Origin of the sequence: Bradyrhizobium sp. INPA03-11B (assembly GCF_040446015.1) — a bacterium.
GTDB classification, from domain to species: Bacteria; Pseudomonadota; Alphaproteobacteria; order Rhizobiales; family Xanthobacteraceae; genus Bradyrhizobium; species Bradyrhizobium macuxiense_A.
In genome coordinates, this window is sequence record NZ_JASGSR010000160.1 from 1 (window position 1) to 15,518 (window position 15,518).

Consider the following 15,518-nt stretch of genomic DNA (forward strand, 5'->3'; position numbering starts at 1 on the left):
CGATGATCTTGAGGCCGTCGCGCAGCTGCAGCACCACGGCGGTGTCCATGATGTCCTGCGTGGTCGCGCCCCAATGGACATAGCGGCCGGCATCGCCGCACTGCTTGGCCATCTGATGCACCAGCGGCAGGATCGGGTAGCCGACCACGTCGGTCTCCTGCCGCAGCAGATCGAAATCGAGCGCGGCGACATCGGTTCGCGCGGCGATCTCCTCCGCGGCTTGCGCCGGGATCACGCCGCAGCGCGCTTCGGCCTTCGCCAGCGCGACTTCGACCTCGGCATAGCGCGCGATCAGCCGCAGGTCGGAAAACACCTCGCGCATCTCGCTTGTGCCGAAGGCATCGCGAAACAGCAGGGAATCGAGCACGGTGGTCGAGGTCGGAAAGGCGGACATCGGGAAGGCAGGCATGGGCAGATCCTGTTGCCGGTCGCAGTCGGCAACGTCCCTATCACAGCGCCGGCCGCTACCCTACCCCTCAGGGGGCGCCTCGCCGAACACCTCGGCTGCGATCTTGCTGGTCTCGATCGCGGCCGGAATGCCGCAATACATTGCGACCAGCAGCAGCACGTCCTGCACCTGGGCGGCGGTGCAGCCATTGGCCAGCGCGCCCTTGGCATGAACGCGGAACTCGGCAGGCTTGCTGCTCGCGGCGGTGATGCCGAGCATCACAAGGCTGCGGATCTGGTCGGACAGCCCGTTGCGCTCCCAGACGTCGCCATAGACGTAGGCATTGATGATGTTTTGCAGCGGCGTACCGAAATCGCCCGCGGCCGCCATCCGCTTGGCGACATCGCCCTCGCCGAACATCTTCTGCCGCCGGCGCAGCCCGCGCGCATGGAGATCGCTGATGTCCACCATCGTTTGGCTCCCTATATGGGCTATTTATACGGATAAATATGGCGCGCCTCAATATTTGGATAGGCCCTGTGCTTGCATTCCCAACGTATTTGTCCGTATAAATTTATCAAAACGAACAGGGAGGGGATCGGGATGAAGTCACGGCTGGGGCTGCTTGCCGTCCTGCTCCTTTCCGCGCTTTCGGCCTTCCCGGCGCATGCCGCGGATGATTTCCCGCAGCGGCCGCTCAAGATCATCGTGCCCTTCCCGGCGGGCGCCGGCCCCGACAATGTCGCGCGGCTGGTCGGCCAGCATCTGCAGGACACGTTCGGCCAGACCGTGCTGATCGAGAACCGCGCCGGCGCGCTCGGCAGCATCGGCGCCCAGGAAGTCGCCCGCAGCGCGCCCGACGGCTACACACTGCTGATGGGCACCAACACCACCCATGCCAGCAATGTCGCGACGCTCAAGAGCCTGCCCTACGATCCGGTGAAGGATTTCGCGCCCGTGATCCGCACCACCACCACGGCGATGGTGCTGCTGGTCAACCCGAAGCTCGCGGCCAAGGACCTGCCGCAGTTCCTCAGCTACGCAAAGGCGAACCCCAATCTGACCGCGGGCTATGGCTCGGGCGCATCGCAGATCTCGATCGCGCAGCTGCAATCGCGCGGCGGCCTGTCGCTGATCGCGGCGTCCTATCGCGGCGTGCCGCAGGCGATGACCGACGTGATGGCCGGGGTGATCGACCTGACCTTCGGGGACTTCTCGGTCGCGATCCCGCAGATGCAGGGCGGCACCTTGCGCGGGATCGGCGTGACGTCGGCGACCCGCAACGAGCTCACGCCCGGGTTGCCCGCGCTCGCCGAGGCGATGCCCGGCTTCGAGGCCACCATCTGGTACGGGCTGTTCGCGCCGGCCGGCACGCCGGAGCCGGTGGTCAACAAGATCTACGCCGAGTGCGCGAAGTACCTCGCGATGCCGGAGACGAAGAAGAAGCTCGCCGATGTCGGCGTGATGGTGGCGCCGCTGCCGCCCGCCGAGTTCGGCGCCTTCGTCAGGAGCGAGGTGGTGCGCTGGTCGGCGGAAGTGAAAGCGGCCGGCATCCAGCCGCAATAGCGCGAAGCGGCGTCGCATCATGGCTCGCGAGACACCTGTCGGCATGATCGGTCTGGGACTGATGGGATCGGCGCTTTCGGCGCGGTTGATCGACGCCGGCGTCGGCGTAATCGGCTTCGACGTCGATGCCGCAAAGACGGACGGCTTGAGGGACAGCGGCGCCGAGTTCGCGGCCTTCGCCGCCGACGTCGCCACGCGCTGCCGGATCATCGTGATCGCCGTGTACGACGCCGCAGAGGTCAAGGGCCTGCTGCCGGACCTTGCCAACGCGACGCTGCCGCCGCTCGTCATCTGCACCACCACCTGCGCGCCGGGCGAGATCACCGCGATCGCCGAATTCGCGGCGCATTCGCGCCTTGCCTTCATCGAAGCGCCGATCTCGGGCACCAGCGTCGAGGTCCGCGCCGGCACTGCCACCGCGCTGGTCGCTGGCGATCCCGACATCATCGCAGCCGTCGCTGCGACGCTCGACATCCTCTGCCCGCAGCGGATCGATGTCGGCGCGATCGGCAATGCCAGCCGCACCAAGCTTGCCATCAACCTGATCCTGCAGAATAACCGCGCCGCTTTGGCCGAGGGCATCGGATTTGCCGAGGCGCTCGGCCTCGACGGCGCGGCCTTCCTTGCGACCGCGCGGCAATCGGCGGCATATTCCAAGGTGATGGACAGCAAGGGACCGAAGATGCTGGCGCGGGATTTCTCGGCGCAATCGCATATCGCCCAGACCTTGAAGGACGCCGAGCTGATCCTGCGCGAGGCCGGCCGGCACGGCCTGCCCTTGCCGCTGACGTCAGTGCAGGCCGAACTGCTGCGCGCGGCAATTGCGCGCGAAGGCCCGGACAGCGACAGCGCCGCCGTGATCGAGGCGATCCGGGCCGGGCACAGCCGAGGTAAGGACCATTCATGATCAATTGTGCGATCGCGGGCCTCGGCCGCTGGGGCCGCGCGCTGGTCGAGGCTGCGCAGGGTGAGCCGCGGCTGAGGATCACAAGCGCGGTGGAACCCGACGTCAGCGGCGCCGCGGACTTTTGCGCAACGCATGACCTGTCCCTCGCGGCGAGCCTGGACGATGTCCTCGCCGATCCCGGCATCGACGCCGTGCTGCTGGCAACACCGCATTCGCTGCACAAGGGCCAGGTGATCGCGGCAGCCGGAGCCGATAAGCAGGTGTTTTGCGAGAAGCCGCTGGCGCTTCGGCGCGGCGACGCGGCCGAGATGTTCGCGGCCTGCCGCAGGGCCGGCGTGACGCTCGCGGTCGGGCATAACCGAAGGTTCTGGCCGTCGATGCAGGCACTGCGCGCGATTGTCGCGAGCGGCGAGCTCGGAACGATCCTGCATGTCGAGGGCCACAACAGCAACGAGAACTCGCAGGCCATCACGCAGGGCTGGCGGCTGTCGCCCGAGGAGTCACCCGGCGGCGGACTGACCGGCGCGGGCCTGCATGTGCTCGACGGCTTCGTCAGCCTCCTTGGTCCTGCCCGACAAGTCTATGCCCGGTTGAGTGAACGCGCGGCGGGACCACCGCCGCTCGACACTGCAACTTTAGCGATTGAATTTGTGAATGGCGTGAGTGCAACCCTTGCGACGATCCGCGCAACGCCGTTCTATTGGCGCGTGCATGTGTTCGGGACGAAGGGATCCGCAGAGGTGCTCGACGAGGGGACGATGGTGCTACGGACATCCGGCGAGGCACCTGCAACGACGCGCTATCCGGCGGTCAACACGCTCGCTGCGGAACTCGCGGCCTTTGCCGACGCGGTCGAACGCAAGCAGCCATTCCCGGTACCGGAAGCCGACGTGCTGGCGACGCTCGCCGCGTTCGAAGCCGCGCTGCAGTCGATGCAGTCTGGACATCCGGTCGCCTGCCATACGGCATACCAGTGATCTGCCATGTCTGAACAACCGGACAGGGCGAGATCGTCCCGCTATCGCGACATCGCCACCGGGCTGCAGAAGGACATCCGTCTCGGCACCTACGCCGTTGGCAATCTGCTGCCGACCGAGACCGAGTTGATGGCGAGCTATCAGGCGAGCCGCCAGACCGTGCGCGAGGCGCTGCGCATCCTGATCGACCAGGGCCTGATCGTGCGCCGCGCCGGCCTCGGCTCGGTGGTGATCGCCTCCGAGCCGCCGGTGCTGTTCACCCACAGCGTCAAGTCGCTCGGCGAGTGGCTGCGCTATTCCAACGAGACCTATCGCGACGTGGTCGCCAGCAGCGACATCGTCGCCGACCGCAAGCTGGCCGGACTTTTGAAATGCGAGCCCGGCAAGAGCTGGTTCCTGATCGAGGCGGTGCGCCGCTCCGACCAGTTCGCCGCCCCGCTCGGCTGGACCGAGATCTACGTGCTGCGCCGATTCGCCGATGTCGTGACCCGGAGCGACCACGGCCGAACCCCGGTGCATGAGCAGATCGCCAAGATGTACGGCCAGGTCACCGAGCGTGCGCAGATGGAGATCTTCGTGCGGGGGATGCCGGCGCCGATCGCCAAGGCACTCGGTGTCAAGACCGGATCGCCGGCGCTCACCGTGGTCCGCCGCTACTACGGCCTGCGCGAGGAACTGTTCGAGGTCACCATCACCACGCACCCCGAAGGGCGCTACACCTACACGATGGATATGCAGCGCTCGCTGCGGCCGAAGCTTTAGGCGGGCCTTTCGCTCTACCGCACCCGCGCCAGATGCGTGGGGGCAGAGGTATGTGCCATCTGCGGGGTGCCGCTCACGCCCCAGATCACGACCGCGATCAACGCGGCCGCCCAGACATATGGCACAGCATTCGGCTTCTTCATTTCCGGGATCACCCCAACGTCTCGGCAGGACCGACCGGCCTCACGACCTCCGTCGTGAATCTCACGACCGCAGTCGTCAGCGTCTCACCAGGCACCCGCTCTTCACAACGCTACTAAGGTTAGACCTTGTCGGTTTCAGGACGTCTTCATGTGATTCCGGAAATGATTTCGCGGGAACCGGGCCCTCTCATCCGAATTGATGAGACCGCAAGCCCGACCGTATTCGGCTCCATCACAGCCAACGCTTGAGTCGGGGCTGGGGATGCCGTGGAGAATTTCCTGCTCAAATTAGAGTCAGATGCACAACAAACATTCCAAACGACACCCGCTGAATTCTTTTTGATTGTCGCCACGACTCCAGCCGTGGCATGCCTGCGCCTGTGACACTGCGATGACAAGGGTTCTCCCGTGACTGCCCAACCGGCCAAACCGCAAGGCGGCTCCCGCCGCCATTCCCAGCAAACCCAGGACGAGGTTGCGCGGTCGCTGGAACGGGAGCTGAGGTTCTTGACCGAAGAGCGCCAGGAGCGCGCTCTCCGGTTCGGCCTCGACCTTGCAGCCAAGGCGCCGAAGACCGACCACTAGGGTCTGCTACCGATTCGACTGTCAAACCGAGCCCTCGGCGTCATCACCCGCGCAGTGATCTGTCCGGTCTAAACAAAAAGCGGGTGATCCAGTGTGTGAGTCCACGGCTCTTACCCCGTGTCGTCCCTGCCTAGTGCGCAATTGCGCACGGGAGCAGGGACCCATAACCAGAAGTTTGCGTTGTTGAAACGCGCTGTGGCTCCAGCTCGCAAACCAGTTGGCTTTCGTGGTTATGGGTCCCGGGTCGCGCGTCGCTTGCCCGGGACGACATCGAGTTTGTGGCCTGCTGTTAGTCATACATCCGCGGTCACGCCCTGACGGCTCAGAGTTCTTCAGACGATCAGGCGGCGCTGTAGCCGCCGTCCACCACATGCGACGCGCCCGTCATGAAGGACGCCTTGTCCGAGCACATCCAGACCACCGCTTCGGCGATTTCCTCCGGCACGCCCAGGCGACGTACCGGCACCTTGGCGATGATCTCGTCGTAACGCTCGTCCATCGTTTCCTTGGTCATCGGCGTCTTGATGTATCCGGGATTGACGCAATTCACGCGGATGCCGTCCTGGGCATATTCGATCGCGGCAGACTTGGTCAGCCCGACGACGCCGTGCTTGGTCGCGACATAGTGCGCCGACGTGGCGAGGCCGACCAGCCCGGCGATCGAGGCGGTGTTGACGATCGCGCCGCCACCGCCCTGCTTGAGCATCTGTGCAACCTCGTATTTCAGGCACAGGAACACGCCCATCAGATTGACCGAGAACATCTTCGCCACCGACGGCTGCGTGAGCTCGTGAATGCGTTGACCGGGCGGGCCGACGGAGCGCCCGGCCACGCCGGCATTGTTGAAGGCGCAATCGATGCGCCCAAACGCCGAAACCGTACGGGCCACCATGTTCGCGATATCGGCCTCGTCGGTGACATCGCCCTGGATCGCGATCGACTGGCCGCCCGCGGCGTTGATCAGCGCGACCGTCTCCTCGATGCCATCCTTTGACAGATCGGACACCGCCACGCGCGCCCCTTCGCGCGCCATCGCAATCGCGGTTGCCCGGCCTATGCCGGAGCCGCCGCCGGTCACCAACGCAGCCTTGCCGTCCAGAATGCCTGCCATGGAAACTCCTTCGGCGCGGTCAGCGCTTGCCTTCAATTGCGATCTCGACGAGGTAGGGCCGCTGAGCTGCCACGGCCTTTGCAACGGCACCGGCGATGTCGTCGGCCTTCTCGACTCTCACCGCCTCGACGCCCATGCCGGCTGCGAGATGCACGAAGTCGAGCACGGGGCCGGTGATATCCATATTCTGATAGGGATGCTGGGTGCCGGCTTCGAAATTCTGACGCCAGACATCCACATTGTGCTTGAGGATGCGGTACTCGCGGTTGGCGAGCACCACGAACACGATCGCAAGCCTGTGGTGCGCGGCAGTCCACAGCGCCTGGATCGCGTACATCGCCGAGCCGTCGCCCGAGACAGCGACAACCGGACGGTCCGGCATTGCGACCTTGACGCCGATCGCACCGGCAAGGCCCTGCCCGATGCCGCCGCCACGGCCGCCGAAATAATCGCCGAAGCCGCGATAATCGAAGGCGCGCGCGAGATCGAGGCTGGCCGTGATGCTTTCGTCGACGATCACGACATCGTCGGGCAGACCGCGACGAAGCTCCGCGGTAACGCGCGGCATCGAGCTTGGCTCGCGGTTCCAGCTTTTCTCGACACGGGCGCGATAGGCCGCTTTCTCCTTCGCCTGTAGTTCGGCCAGCGCGGCGTTGCGGCGTTGCGCGGCCAGCTTGAAGTCCGCACCTGCCTTTGCACGCAACGCTTCCGTCAGTGCGGCGAGGCTGACGGCGATGTCGCCGACGATGCCGGCATCGAGCCGGTTGTTGAGCGCGAGACGCTCGGCCGAGGCCTCGATCTGCAGCAAGGACGCGCCGTCGGGAATATGGCCGCCGGACGCAAACCAGATGTCCTCAAAGAACGGACCGCCGATCAGCAGCACGAGATCGGCTTCGCCGAGCGCCTTCCGCACCTGCCGGGCGTCGCCCGGGAGCGACTGGCGATAACTCGGATGGCTGGTCGGGAACGACGCGTGATGGCGCAATCCCTCGGACCACACGGTGGCGCCGAGCGCTTCCGCCAGCGCCACCAGCGCCTGCTCGCCGCCCGACCGCGCCACGTCATCGCCGACGATGATGGCCGGATTTTTCGACTTCAGGAGCAGCGCGACCAGCGCCTCGATGCCTGCCGGATCGGGACGCGTCGATCGCCACAAATGATCCGGCGTCGACGCATCGACCGCGGTTTCCTGCTCGAGGACGTCGATCGGCAGCGACACGAACACCGGTCCCTGCGGCGCATCGGTCGCCACCTTGAACGCGCGTCGCATGATCGGGGCGATCTCGTCGGCGCGCTCGATCTGCACGCTCCACTTCGTCACGGGTGCGGCCATCGCAACGAGATCATGGCCGAGCAACGGATTGTTGAGCCGCATCCGCGTATCCTGCTGGCCGGCCGTCACGACCACGGGCGAGTTTGCCTTCAGCGCGCCGTAGAGTGAACCGATGCCGTTGCCGAGGCCGGGAGCGACGTGCAGGTTGGCAACGGTGACGCGCCCCGACGCCTGCGCGTAGAAACTGGCCGCGCTGACCGCGACACCTTCATGCAGCGCCATGATGTATTCGAGTTGCGGAAATGCCGGCAAACTATCGAGCAGCGGTGTTTCCGTCGTGCCGGGATTGCCGAAAATATGGCGCACGCCGTGCGACACGAACGATTCCATCAGCACACGACGCCCACGCATTCGCTTCCTCTCGATCGGTTTTGATCCGTTTTGCGCATCATCAGCCGGAGAGCGGCCCATGGCAACCGTGCGCGACGGTTGGTGTGCGCGCGGCCGGCTGCGTCTTCCGCATGGCTTCAAGCCACGGACGCGCATCGCGCGGTCGACATCATTCCGCGACGCGGCAATGACACGGAACGAGGTTGGCAACCGGCAATACTCGGCGTCAGGTCCTGCGCTCGTCGCGCTATCGCGAGCTCTCCACGAACGCAACCGGCGTGCCCTTGGCGACACCGGCCGCGACCCTGAGCGCGTCCCAATTCGTGAGCCGGACGCAGCCGTGGGATTCGGCCTTGGAGATCTTGCCGGGATTACCGGTGCCGTGAATGCCGTAGCCTTCCCCCGAGAGGTTGATCCAGACCACGCCGACCGGGTTGTTCGGGCCGGGCTTGATCGTAAACGGCCTCTTCGATTTGACACCCTTGAACTTGTATTTTGGATTGTAGCGATAGGTCGGATTCTTGTTGATCGCCGTCACCTTCAGCGTGCCGCTCGGCGTCGGCTTCTCCGTGCTGCCGACCGTTGCGGGATAGAAGGCGAGGAGCTTCCCTGCGGCATCGAAGGTCCGTAGCGTCTGCCGCGTCTTGTCGACCTCGATACGCGCGACCGGTGCCGGCTTTTCGGTGTCGAGCACGTTCGCAACCGCAATGCTGTCACCGGGCTTATCGAACTTCTGCCCGGGGTTGAGCGCCTGAAGCAACGCCTCGCTCATGTGGAATTTCTCGGCGAGCGCTTCGCGCGGGCTGGTGTAGTTCAGCGCCGGCAGGTCTTTCATGCTCTCCATCTTCGCGGGGACCTTGTTCAGGAACGGGCCTTTCACGTCGGCATCGACAATCGTGTAGGTGGCGACCGAGGCGCCTTCGCTGGCAGAAGCGAGCCTGGTCCAGAGATCCGCCGTCACCGCCTTGTCGAAGGACAATCCATTGGCCTCGGCGAATGCCGCGAGCGCCTTCTGCGCGTTCTCGCCGAGCTTGCCGTCGATCTCGCCGGGGGAGAAATGCGCGCGATCAAGCAGGATCTCGAGCCTGGCAATGGAAGGGCTGAGCTGTTGACGGTCCGGCAATCTTGCCGGCGGCGCCGCGGCGTCGTTGATCGATGCGGCATCGAGACCTGCTGCAACCACGGGCGTGGTCGACAAAAACAAGAGGGCAGCGGCAAAACGTGCAAAGGCAAAACGTCGGAACATCGCGCATCCCAACATGGCCACCTTCCGTCAAGCTACGGAAAGCCGCGAAGTTCCAACATGCCCTTCGCTGCACTGCGTCGGGCAACAGAAGGCGCCCGAGGCGGTCGAGAGCTTCGCTGCCACCGCACCGCGATGCGTCACGTTCCGCGTGACTGCCGCTCAGACTCATTTCCGCTCAGGAAGGCGACAACCGACGTGGACCTGCTGTGGATCAGCGATGGCGCACTGAGGAAGCTGTGCGAACGCAATCCAGGACTGTCGCTGTATTTCCTGCGACTGACGGCGACCCGGATGGCGGAAAATGCAGCCCGCGCAATCGGAGTTGCCGCAGCCTCGCGCTGATGACGCCGGCCTTGCGTCAAGACGGCGCGAAGAAGAAGCGTCGCTCGCCGATCCTACGGCGCGGACGACGCCGCAAGGTTCGGCAGCGGCGCGAACTGCATCTCCGCGACGGCCGAGCCTGCATAGGCACTGGCGATCAGGATCATGACTCGAATGGCGACGAACATGGTGGCCTCCTCAGTCTTTTTCTTGATCCCTTGATGCCAGAGACTCCTTGCAGGCTGGTGAGGAAAGCTGGTTGCCGCAACCTTGAAGGCGTTGGTAAGCGAACGGTTTATGCATCGCGTTCACCAAGCGGGAACCGTACTGGCCGATCGATCCGACAGCTAAACGCGCGGGTCACCGTCGCCGGGCATTGTTCGCCTCAATCAAGAAGGCGCAAACACAATGCCGATTTCCAGGACGATCCTTGTTGTCGTATCGATTTTTCTTGCCGGTTTGTACGTCTACGACACCTGCCGCAGCGACAGTATCCTGTTGGCGGTTCCGGTAAACGACATCATCGCACGGCGGTGGCCGGAACCGGATGCGTTTCGTTCCACCTCGGCGCCCGTTTCCGCAGCCGCGACCGAAGCGACACCGGCGACGCGCGTTAGGGAAACGTTTGCGATGTTTCTCGCCAGGGACGCACGGCGCCACACCACACAACGCAGTCTCTGAAGCTCGGTCAGCCCAGGGATACGCCGGCCTTGGCGCGGCTGATTCCGAGCGTCACGATCCGGTTCAACAGACCCGGGTAATCGAGCCCGTCATGCCCGGCGGCGGTCGCGAACTCCTGGCTCTTGGCGATCTCGGGATTCGGATTGGCTTCGATGAAATACGGCACGCCATTGGTGGACAGGCGGAAGTCGATGCGCGCATAGCCGTCGAGTCCCAGGGTCCGGTAGATGCGTTTCGCCAGCCGCTGAATATGGGCGGATAGTTCCGGCGTGAGGTCGTCGGCCGGACCATCCGCAATCCCGATGCGCTCCTGATAGCTGGTATCGTGCTTGGCCTTTTCGGTCGCGATATGCCGCGCGCCGGGGCCGCCCATGCTGCCGAATTTCAATTCCCACACCGGCAGGACCCGCAGCCGGTTGTTGCCGAGCACGCCGACATAAAGCTCGCGGCCCTCGATGAACTGCTCGGCGATCGCGGCCGTTCCGATCCGCTCATGGATGAAGGCGACGCGCTCCACGAGCTTCTCGTCGGTATCGACGATCGACGCCTGCGAGATGCCGAGCGATCCGTCGCTGCTCAGGCTCTTGACGATCAGCGGCAGCTCGAGACGCGGCGGCCGCTTGACCTTGCGGCGCATCGGGAACACGGCGAAGGCCGGCACCGGGACCCGGCGATGATGCACCAGCGTCTTGGACAGATCCTTGCCGCGCGCCAGGATCAGGCCGCGCGGGTTGCACCCGGTGTACGGGATCTTCATCAGCTCGAGATAGCTCGCGATGTGCTGGTCATACACGACGTCGTAGTGAAACTCCTCCAGCAGCGTGAACACGATGTGCGGCTTGAAGCCTTCGATCTCGTCGCGCACCGGCTTGATTTCCTCCTGCACGCCGAGCGGGCGAACCTCATGGCCGGCCGCGCGCAGGGTGCTCACGACGTCGTATTCGGTCTTCCACTCGTTGATTTCCCGCGCGGAGTATCCGTCGCTGCTATCGGGCGGCACACAGTCGGGATGCATGAGCACCAGGATGCGAAGGTGTTTCATAGCGCGATCCATTTACGGCGCGACGGGCCGAACAGCGCGTGCATGGTCTTGGCGGTCAGCAGGATGATGAAGTTGGTCACGAGCTTCTGCTCGGGGCCGACGGCACGCAGATTAAGCTCGCGGCAGCGCGAGATCATGTCGTCGAGCACGGCATCGAGCGTCAGCTGGTTCTCGCCGGTCCAGCGCGCGACCAGTTGCCTGATATGAGCACGATGCCGCCTGATGAACACCGCCGCCGGCTGATACCGCTGATGCCGCGGATCGGCGGAGAACAGCTTGGACAGATCGCGGTCATAGGTCTTCGGCGGCGTGAACGCGTAGAACGCCTGCTTCTTCTTGTAGTGCTCGCCGAGCGTCTGCTTGAGCGCACGCAACGGATCGACGCGCTCGCGCGTCGTCAGCAGCGGCCGCTTGCCGGCGATCTCGCCCATCAGCTCGTCAACATATTCGAGCTTCTTCAGCGCCGGCCAGCCGGCATACCGCGTCCGCCAGTTCGAGCGCGGCCGCAGCCAAACCGCGAAGGTCTCGGCGAAATCCTCGTCCGGATGGCTCTGCGCGTACCAGAGCCGCAGATGCTGGACATAGTTGCGGCTGGCCGGATTGGGCCGGTAGTAGCGCGGATAATGCTGCGACGACGGACCGAACAGCTGCTGCCAGCGCCGGCGGCGTTGCAGCTGGTAGCCGTGCTGCACGGCGTGGCCCGCCTCGTGGCGGAGAATGGCCATGCACTCGGACCACGAGGCGCCCTCGACGTCGAGCATCATCTTCTTCTCGAGCTTCATCAGGCGGGGATGGGCCAGGTAAAACGGAATCGCGATGCCGGGCACATCCGCCGGGCTGAACCATTCGCTCGAGATCCAGGTGTGCGGCCGCAGCCGGATGCCGCGCTCTTCGAGCTCCTCGTAGAGCGTGCTGACACAATCCGCGAGCCAGGTGCCTTCGACCGCAACCCTCAGACTGCTGAGGCGCTGCTGGAGCAACTGCTCGTCGGTAAGGTTCTCCCAGGCATATTTGCGGCGCGGCATAGGCTTCCAAAGTCAAAAATAAACTGGAATCGGGATGGTGTCATAGGTTGCAGCCGGCAACAACCGCCGGGCTTTTGCGGCACGGCCCGGCGATGTGACTTGGCCGGTCGCCGGCAGCCGGCGCGGCAAGACCGAGCGGCAGGCCCTCCGCTGGTCGGGTCGTTGGTCCCGATCCCTGGCGGGCGACTGCGCAGTTTCTGCTATGGTCAGCCGTTATTTCGAGGAGCTATTTCTGGGGGCGACAATGGATTATCGGCGGCGGCTGCTGTTTCACGGCATGGCCTTGTTCCTGATCGGGCTGTTGACCGGCCTTGCCGAGCAGCACTTCACCAATGTGCGGATGGCGCTCGCGGCGCATCTCGAAGGCGTGATGAACGGCACCTTCCTGCTCGCGGTCGGCGCAATCTGGAGCGAAGTCAGGCTGGCGTCCGGTCCGCGCGCTTTCGCCTACTGGGCGCTGCTCTGCGGGACATATGGCAACTGGGCGGTGACGACGCTCGCCGCCATGCTCGGGACCGGTGCGCTCTCGCCAATCACCGCGGCCGGACGCGGTGCCGCGCCGTGGCAGGAGACGCTTGTGACCGCAGGGTTCATCTCGATCGGCCTTGCGATCATCGCGGCATCGGTCCTGCTGCTGTGGGGGCTGCGCGGCAAGGCCGGGCTGGTCGGACCTAACGCTTAACCCAGCGCTGCACGGCCGCAGTGGTGTCGGCCGGGTTGGTGGTGAAGCGCGGGCTACGCGATCGATAGGCCTGAGCTCAAGGCCTCCGTCCGGGATCGCGAAGCCGTCAGCGCCGCTCGTGGCCCTGCGCCGCACGTGCAGCGGCGGCGGCGCGGCGCTTGAGGAACTCACGCTCGCGCGCGTTGCCGGCCAATGCGGCGGCGGCCTCGAACGCCGTGTGCGCCTCGGCGAAGCGGCTCAGGCGGTGCAGGAGATCGCCGCGCACGCTCGGCAGCAGGTGATAGGATTTCAGCGCCGGCTCATCGGCGAGACCGTCGACGATCGCAAGCGCGGCCTGCGGCCCTTCCGCCATGCCGATCGCGACCGCGCGGTTGAGCTCGATGATGGGCGAGTCGAGCAGCGCGGCGAGATCGCCGTAGAGCGCGGCGATGCGGCGCCAGTCGGTCGCGCCGGGCGCATCGGCCTCGGCGTGGCAGGCGGCGATCGCGGCCTGCAGCGCGTAGAAGCCGCCGGCGCCGCCGAGCTCGCGGGCGCGCGCCAGTGCGAGCTGCCCGCGGCGGATCTGCAGGCGATCCCACAGCGCGCGGTTCTGGTCCATCAGCAGGATCGGCTCGCCGTCCGCATCGGTGCGCGCCGCCATCCGCGAGGCGTTGAACTCCATCAGCGCCAGCAGGCCGTGCGCCTCCGGCTCCGATGGCGCGATCGAGGTCAGCACGCGGCCGATCCGCAGCGCCTCGTCGCAGAGCTGCGGCCGCAGCCATTCGTCGCCGCGCGCAGCGGTATAGCCCTCGTTGAAGATCAAATAGGCGACCTCGAGCACCGAGGCGAGCCGCTCGGACAGCGCCGCGCCGCGCGGCGTCTCATAGGCCAGGCCTGATTCCGACAGCGTGCGCTTGGCGCGCACGATGCGCTGGGCGATGGTCGCTTCCGCCTGCAGGAAGGCGCGCGCGATCTCCTCGGTGGTGAGGCCGCAGATCATCCGCAGCGCCAGCGCGGCGCGCGCCTCGCGCGACAGCAGCGGATGGCAGGCGGTGAAGATCAGCCGCAGCAATTCGTCGCCGATATCGTCGTCGAGCGCGGAATCGAAATCGGGCATGGTCTCCTGCTCCCGCGCCAGATCATGCGCCAGCATGCCGTGCCGCTGGCTGAGCATGCGATTGCGGCGCAGATGATCGAGCGCGCGGCGCTTGGCGACGGCCATCAGCCAGGCGCCCGGCTTTTCCGGCACGCCACTGCCCGGCCAGTGCTCGAGCGCCGCGATCAGCGTTTCCTGGGTCAGATCCTCGGCGAGCGGCACGTCGCGCAGCATCCGCGACAGGCTGGTGATCAGCCGCGGCTGCTCGATGCGCCACACCGCAAGGATCGTGGACTGGATGTCGGCGACCGTCATCGCCGCCGACCTGGATTGTTGCCTGGACGCGTTGTCTTCACGCGAACCGGAGGCCGCTTCGCCTGAAAACGCTCCGTCCGCTACGCATCAAGCGCTGCGGACACATCGACCTGGCAGGCGCCGTCGACGCCCGGGGTGGCGAAGGCGCGCACCTCGCAGGTGCCGTCCCAACCAGGCATGTGCTCCTTGTGCAGCTGCATGAACTCCACCGCGGCCGCCACCGCCTCTTCCTTGTTGCGCAGCTCGAAGATCGCGTAGCCGCCGATCATCTCCTTGGTCTCGATGAACGGCCCGTCGATGACGTTGAGCTTCCCGTCGGTGATGCGGACCTGGGCACCCATCGCGACCGGCAGCAGCCCGCCGGTGTCGATCATGCGGCCGGCCTTGATTTCCCGCTCGGCGAGCTTGCCCATCGCCTCCATCAGGGCCGGCGTCGGCGGCCGCGGGGGCTGGGACGAGGTGACGATATACATGAACCGCATCGGAAAACTCCTGTTGGGCGAGAAGCGACGATAACCGCCGCAAAACCGGCTCGCTATCGGGGACGACGATCCGGTGCGAACCGGATCGACATGGGGTGGGGAATTATTTTCGGGCTAGGCGACGGAACAGGGCAAACTGCGGACGCATCGGCGGCGCGCCCTGTTCCCCTTTACAGCCGCCGCGGATGCGCGGGGCCAAAAATATCGAAAACAACCCCATGCAAAGCAGCCGGCGGGCTGCCGGCGTCCGACACGGGCACCTTGACACGTCGGGCAAATCAGGGGCATATTTCCAATATTCCGAAATCGCTTAAGCTTCCCTTCGCCGGCAAGTGCGAGGATGCAGATCGATAACCAAGACGGCTCCTCCCCCGATCGTCGTCCCTGCGAAAGCAGGGACCCATAACCACAGGGCCGAGTTGTTGAAGCGAGCCGTGGCCAAAGCGGTGCAAGCCAACTTGTATCGTGGCTATGGGTCCCTGCTTTCGCACTAGGGCATGCACAGATCTCTGAGGCTCCATCCTGCGGCGACGGCGTGGAAGTGTTC

Annotated in this window: 15 protein-coding genes and 1 pseudogene; 7 read left to right on the forward strand and 9 right to left on the reverse strand. The window is 65.4% G+C overall.

Annotated features, from left to right (window positions below; genetic code table 11):
• Together QMZ05_RS36890 and QMZ05_RS36895 are read right to left on the reverse strand one after the other, a co-directional pair.
• Positions 1–394, reverse strand: a pseudogene (locus QMZ05_RS36890) (3-carboxy-cis,cis-muconate cycloisomerase); the annotation flags it as partial.
• A 75-nt stretch (positions 395–469) separates the two neighbouring features.
• On the reverse strand, positions 470–859 hold the full coding sequence (locus tag QMZ05_RS36895) for a carboxymuconolactone decarboxylase family protein (protein ID WP_353705223.1): 390 nt from the start codon (positions 857–859) through the stop codon (positions 470–472).
• 132 nt (positions 860–991) lie between these two features.
• On the opposite strand from QMZ05_RS36895, the gene QMZ05_RS36900 reads away from it, so the two are divergent.
• The 5 genes from QMZ05_RS36900 to QMZ05_RS36920 all read left to right on the forward strand — a co-directional run bounded on the left by QMZ05_RS36900 (position 992) and on the right by QMZ05_RS36920 (position 5,328).
• Positions 992–1,954, forward strand: a complete 963-nt coding sequence (locus QMZ05_RS36900) for a tripartite tricarboxylate transporter substrate-binding protein (RefSeq protein ID WP_353705224.1) — start codon at positions 992–994, stop codon at positions 1,952–1,954.
• A gap of 19 nt (positions 1,955–1,973) precedes the next feature.
• Positions 1,974–2,861 carry an NAD(P)-dependent oxidoreductase gene (locus QMZ05_RS36905; protein WP_353705225.1) on the forward strand — a complete coding sequence of 296 codons (888 nt, stop codon included), beginning with the start codon at positions 1,974–1,976 and terminating at the stop codon, positions 2,859–2,861.
• On the forward strand, positions 2,858–3,838 hold the full coding sequence (locus QMZ05_RS36910) for a Gfo/Idh/MocA family oxidoreductase (RefSeq protein WP_353705226.1): 981 nt from the start codon (positions 2,858–2,860) through the stop codon (positions 3,836–3,838). The genes QMZ05_RS36905 and QMZ05_RS36910 overlap by 4 nt, the downstream gene beginning before the upstream one ends.
• 6 nt (positions 3,839–3,844) lie before the next feature.
• On the forward strand, positions 3,845–4,600 hold the full coding sequence (locus QMZ05_RS36915) for a GntR family transcriptional regulator (RefSeq protein ID WP_353705227.1): 756 nt from the start codon (positions 3,845–3,847) through the stop codon (positions 4,598–4,600).
• A gap of 551 nt (positions 4,601–5,151) precedes the next feature.
• Entirely contained in the window at positions 5,152–5,328 is a 177-nt protein-coding gene (locus QMZ05_RS36920) for a hypothetical protein (RefSeq protein ID WP_353705228.1), read from the forward strand.
• A 340-nt stretch (positions 5,329–5,668) separates the two neighbouring features.
• Here QMZ05_RS36920 and QMZ05_RS36925 read toward each other — a convergent pair whose 3' ends face one another.
• The 3 genes from QMZ05_RS36925 to QMZ05_RS36935 all read right to left on the reverse strand — a co-directional run bounded on the left by QMZ05_RS36925 (position 5,669) and on the right by QMZ05_RS36935 (position 9,348).
• The gene (locus QMZ05_RS36925) at positions 5,669–6,439 is read right to left on the reverse strand and encodes a glucose 1-dehydrogenase (protein WP_353705229.1); all 771 of its coding nucleotides are present in this window, start codon (positions 6,437–6,439) and stop codon (positions 5,669–5,671) included.
• A gap of 19 nt (positions 6,440–6,458) precedes the next feature.
• Positions 6,459–8,123, reverse strand: coding sequence for a thiamine pyrophosphate-binding protein (locus QMZ05_RS36930; RefSeq protein ID WP_353705230.1), 1,665 nt, complete (start codon positions 8,121–8,123; stop codon positions 6,459–6,461).
• A gap of 226 nt (positions 8,124–8,349) precedes the next feature.
• Positions 8,350–9,348, reverse strand: a complete 999-nt coding sequence (locus tag QMZ05_RS36935) for a L,D-transpeptidase family protein (protein ID WP_353705231.1) — start codon at positions 9,346–9,348, stop codon at positions 8,350–8,352.
• Between the two features lie 729 nt (positions 9,349–10,077).
• On the opposite strand from QMZ05_RS36935, the gene QMZ05_RS36940 reads away from it, so the two are divergent.
• Complete coding sequence (locus tag QMZ05_RS36940) at positions 10,078–10,350, forward strand: hypothetical protein (protein ID WP_353705232.1); 273 nt, start codon at positions 10,078–10,080, stop codon at positions 10,348–10,350.
• A gap of 7 nt (positions 10,351–10,357) precedes the next feature.
• Here QMZ05_RS36940 and QMZ05_RS36945 read toward each other — a convergent pair whose 3' ends face one another.
• Together QMZ05_RS36945 and QMZ05_RS36950 are read right to left on the reverse strand one after the other, a co-directional pair.
• Complete coding sequence (locus QMZ05_RS36945; protein WP_074127264.1) at positions 10,358–11,392, reverse strand: ATP-grasp domain-containing protein; 1,035 nt, start codon at positions 11,390–11,392, stop codon at positions 10,358–10,360.
• Complete coding sequence (locus QMZ05_RS36950; RefSeq protein ID WP_353705233.1) at positions 11,389–12,417, reverse strand: putative zinc-binding metallopeptidase; 1,029 nt, start codon at positions 12,415–12,417, stop codon at positions 11,389–11,391. Before QMZ05_RS36950 ends, QMZ05_RS36945 begins: the two co-directional genes overlap by 4 nt.
• 244 nt (positions 12,418–12,661) lie before the next feature.
• Between QMZ05_RS36950 and QMZ05_RS36955 the strand changes: the two genes are divergently transcribed.
• Positions 12,662–13,099, forward strand: a complete 438-nt coding sequence (locus tag QMZ05_RS36955) for a hydrogenase (protein ID WP_353705234.1) — start codon at positions 12,662–12,664, stop codon at positions 13,097–13,099.
• Positions 13,100–13,205: 106 nt separating this feature from the next.
• On the opposite strand, the gene QMZ05_RS36960 is transcribed toward QMZ05_RS36955, so the two are convergent.
• Both QMZ05_RS36960 and QMZ05_RS36965 read right to left on the reverse strand, forming a co-directional pair.
• On the reverse strand, positions 13,206–14,489 hold the full coding sequence (locus tag QMZ05_RS36960; RefSeq protein ID WP_353705235.1) for a sigma-70 family RNA polymerase sigma factor: 1,284 nt from the start codon (positions 14,487–14,489) through the stop codon (positions 13,206–13,208).
• A gap of 80 nt (positions 14,490–14,569) precedes the next feature.
• Positions 14,570–14,971: a YciI family protein gene (locus QMZ05_RS36965; protein ID WP_353705236.1), complete on the reverse strand. Its 402-nt coding sequence runs from the start codon at positions 14,969–14,971 to the stop codon at positions 14,570–14,572.
• Between the last annotated feature and the right edge of the window lie 547 nt (positions 14,972–15,518).

Coding starts and splice junctions, on each gene's coding strand:
- QMZ05_RS36900 (WP_353705224.1), top strand. CDS start 992: ATGAAGTCACGGCTGGGGCTGCTTGCCGTCCTGCTCCTTTCCGCGCTT.
- QMZ05_RS36915 (WP_353705227.1), top strand. CDS start 3,845: ATGTCTGAACAACCGGACAGGGCGAGATCGTCCCGCTATCGCGACATC.
- QMZ05_RS36930 (WP_353705230.1), bottom strand. CDS start 8,123: ATGCGTGGGCGTCGTGTGCTGATGGAATCGTTCGTGTCGCACGGCGTG.
- QMZ05_RS36950 (WP_353705233.1), bottom strand. CDS start 12,417: ATGCCGCGCCGCAAATATGCCTGGGAGAACCTTACCGACGAGCAGTTG.
- QMZ05_RS36935 (WP_353705231.1), bottom strand. CDS start 9,348: ATGTTCCGACGTTTTGCCTTTGCACGTTTTGCCGCTGCCCTCTTGTTT.
- QMZ05_RS36945 (WP_074127264.1), bottom strand. CDS start 11,392: ATGAAACACCTTCGCATCCTGGTGCTCATGCATCCCGACTGTGTGCCG.
- QMZ05_RS36925 (WP_353705229.1), bottom strand. CDS start 6,439: ATGGCAGGCATTCTGGACGGCAAGGCTGCGTTGGTGACCGGCGGCGGC.
- QMZ05_RS36965 (WP_353705236.1), bottom strand. CDS start 14,971: ATGCGGTTCATGTATATCGTCACCTCGTCCCAGCCCCCGCGGCCGCCG.
- QMZ05_RS36955 (WP_353705234.1), top strand. CDS start 12,662: ATGGATTATCGGCGGCGGCTGCTGTTTCACGGCATGGCCTTGTTCCTG.
- QMZ05_RS36940 (WP_353705232.1), top strand. CDS start 10,078: ATGCCGATTTCCAGGACGATCCTTGTTGTCGTATCGATTTTTCTTGCC.
- QMZ05_RS36895 (WP_353705223.1), bottom strand. CDS start 859: ATGGTGGACATCAGCGATCTCCATGCGCGCGGGCTGCGCCGGCGGCAG.
- QMZ05_RS36905 (WP_353705225.1), top strand. CDS start 1,974: ATGGCTCGCGAGACACCTGTCGGCATGATCGGTCTGGGACTGATGGGA.
- QMZ05_RS36910 (WP_353705226.1), top strand. CDS start 2,858: ATGATCAATTGTGCGATCGCGGGCCTCGGCCGCTGGGGCCGCGCGCTG.
- QMZ05_RS36960 (WP_353705235.1), bottom strand. CDS start 14,489: ATGACGGTCGCCGACATCCAGTCCACGATCCTTGCGGTGTGGCGCATC.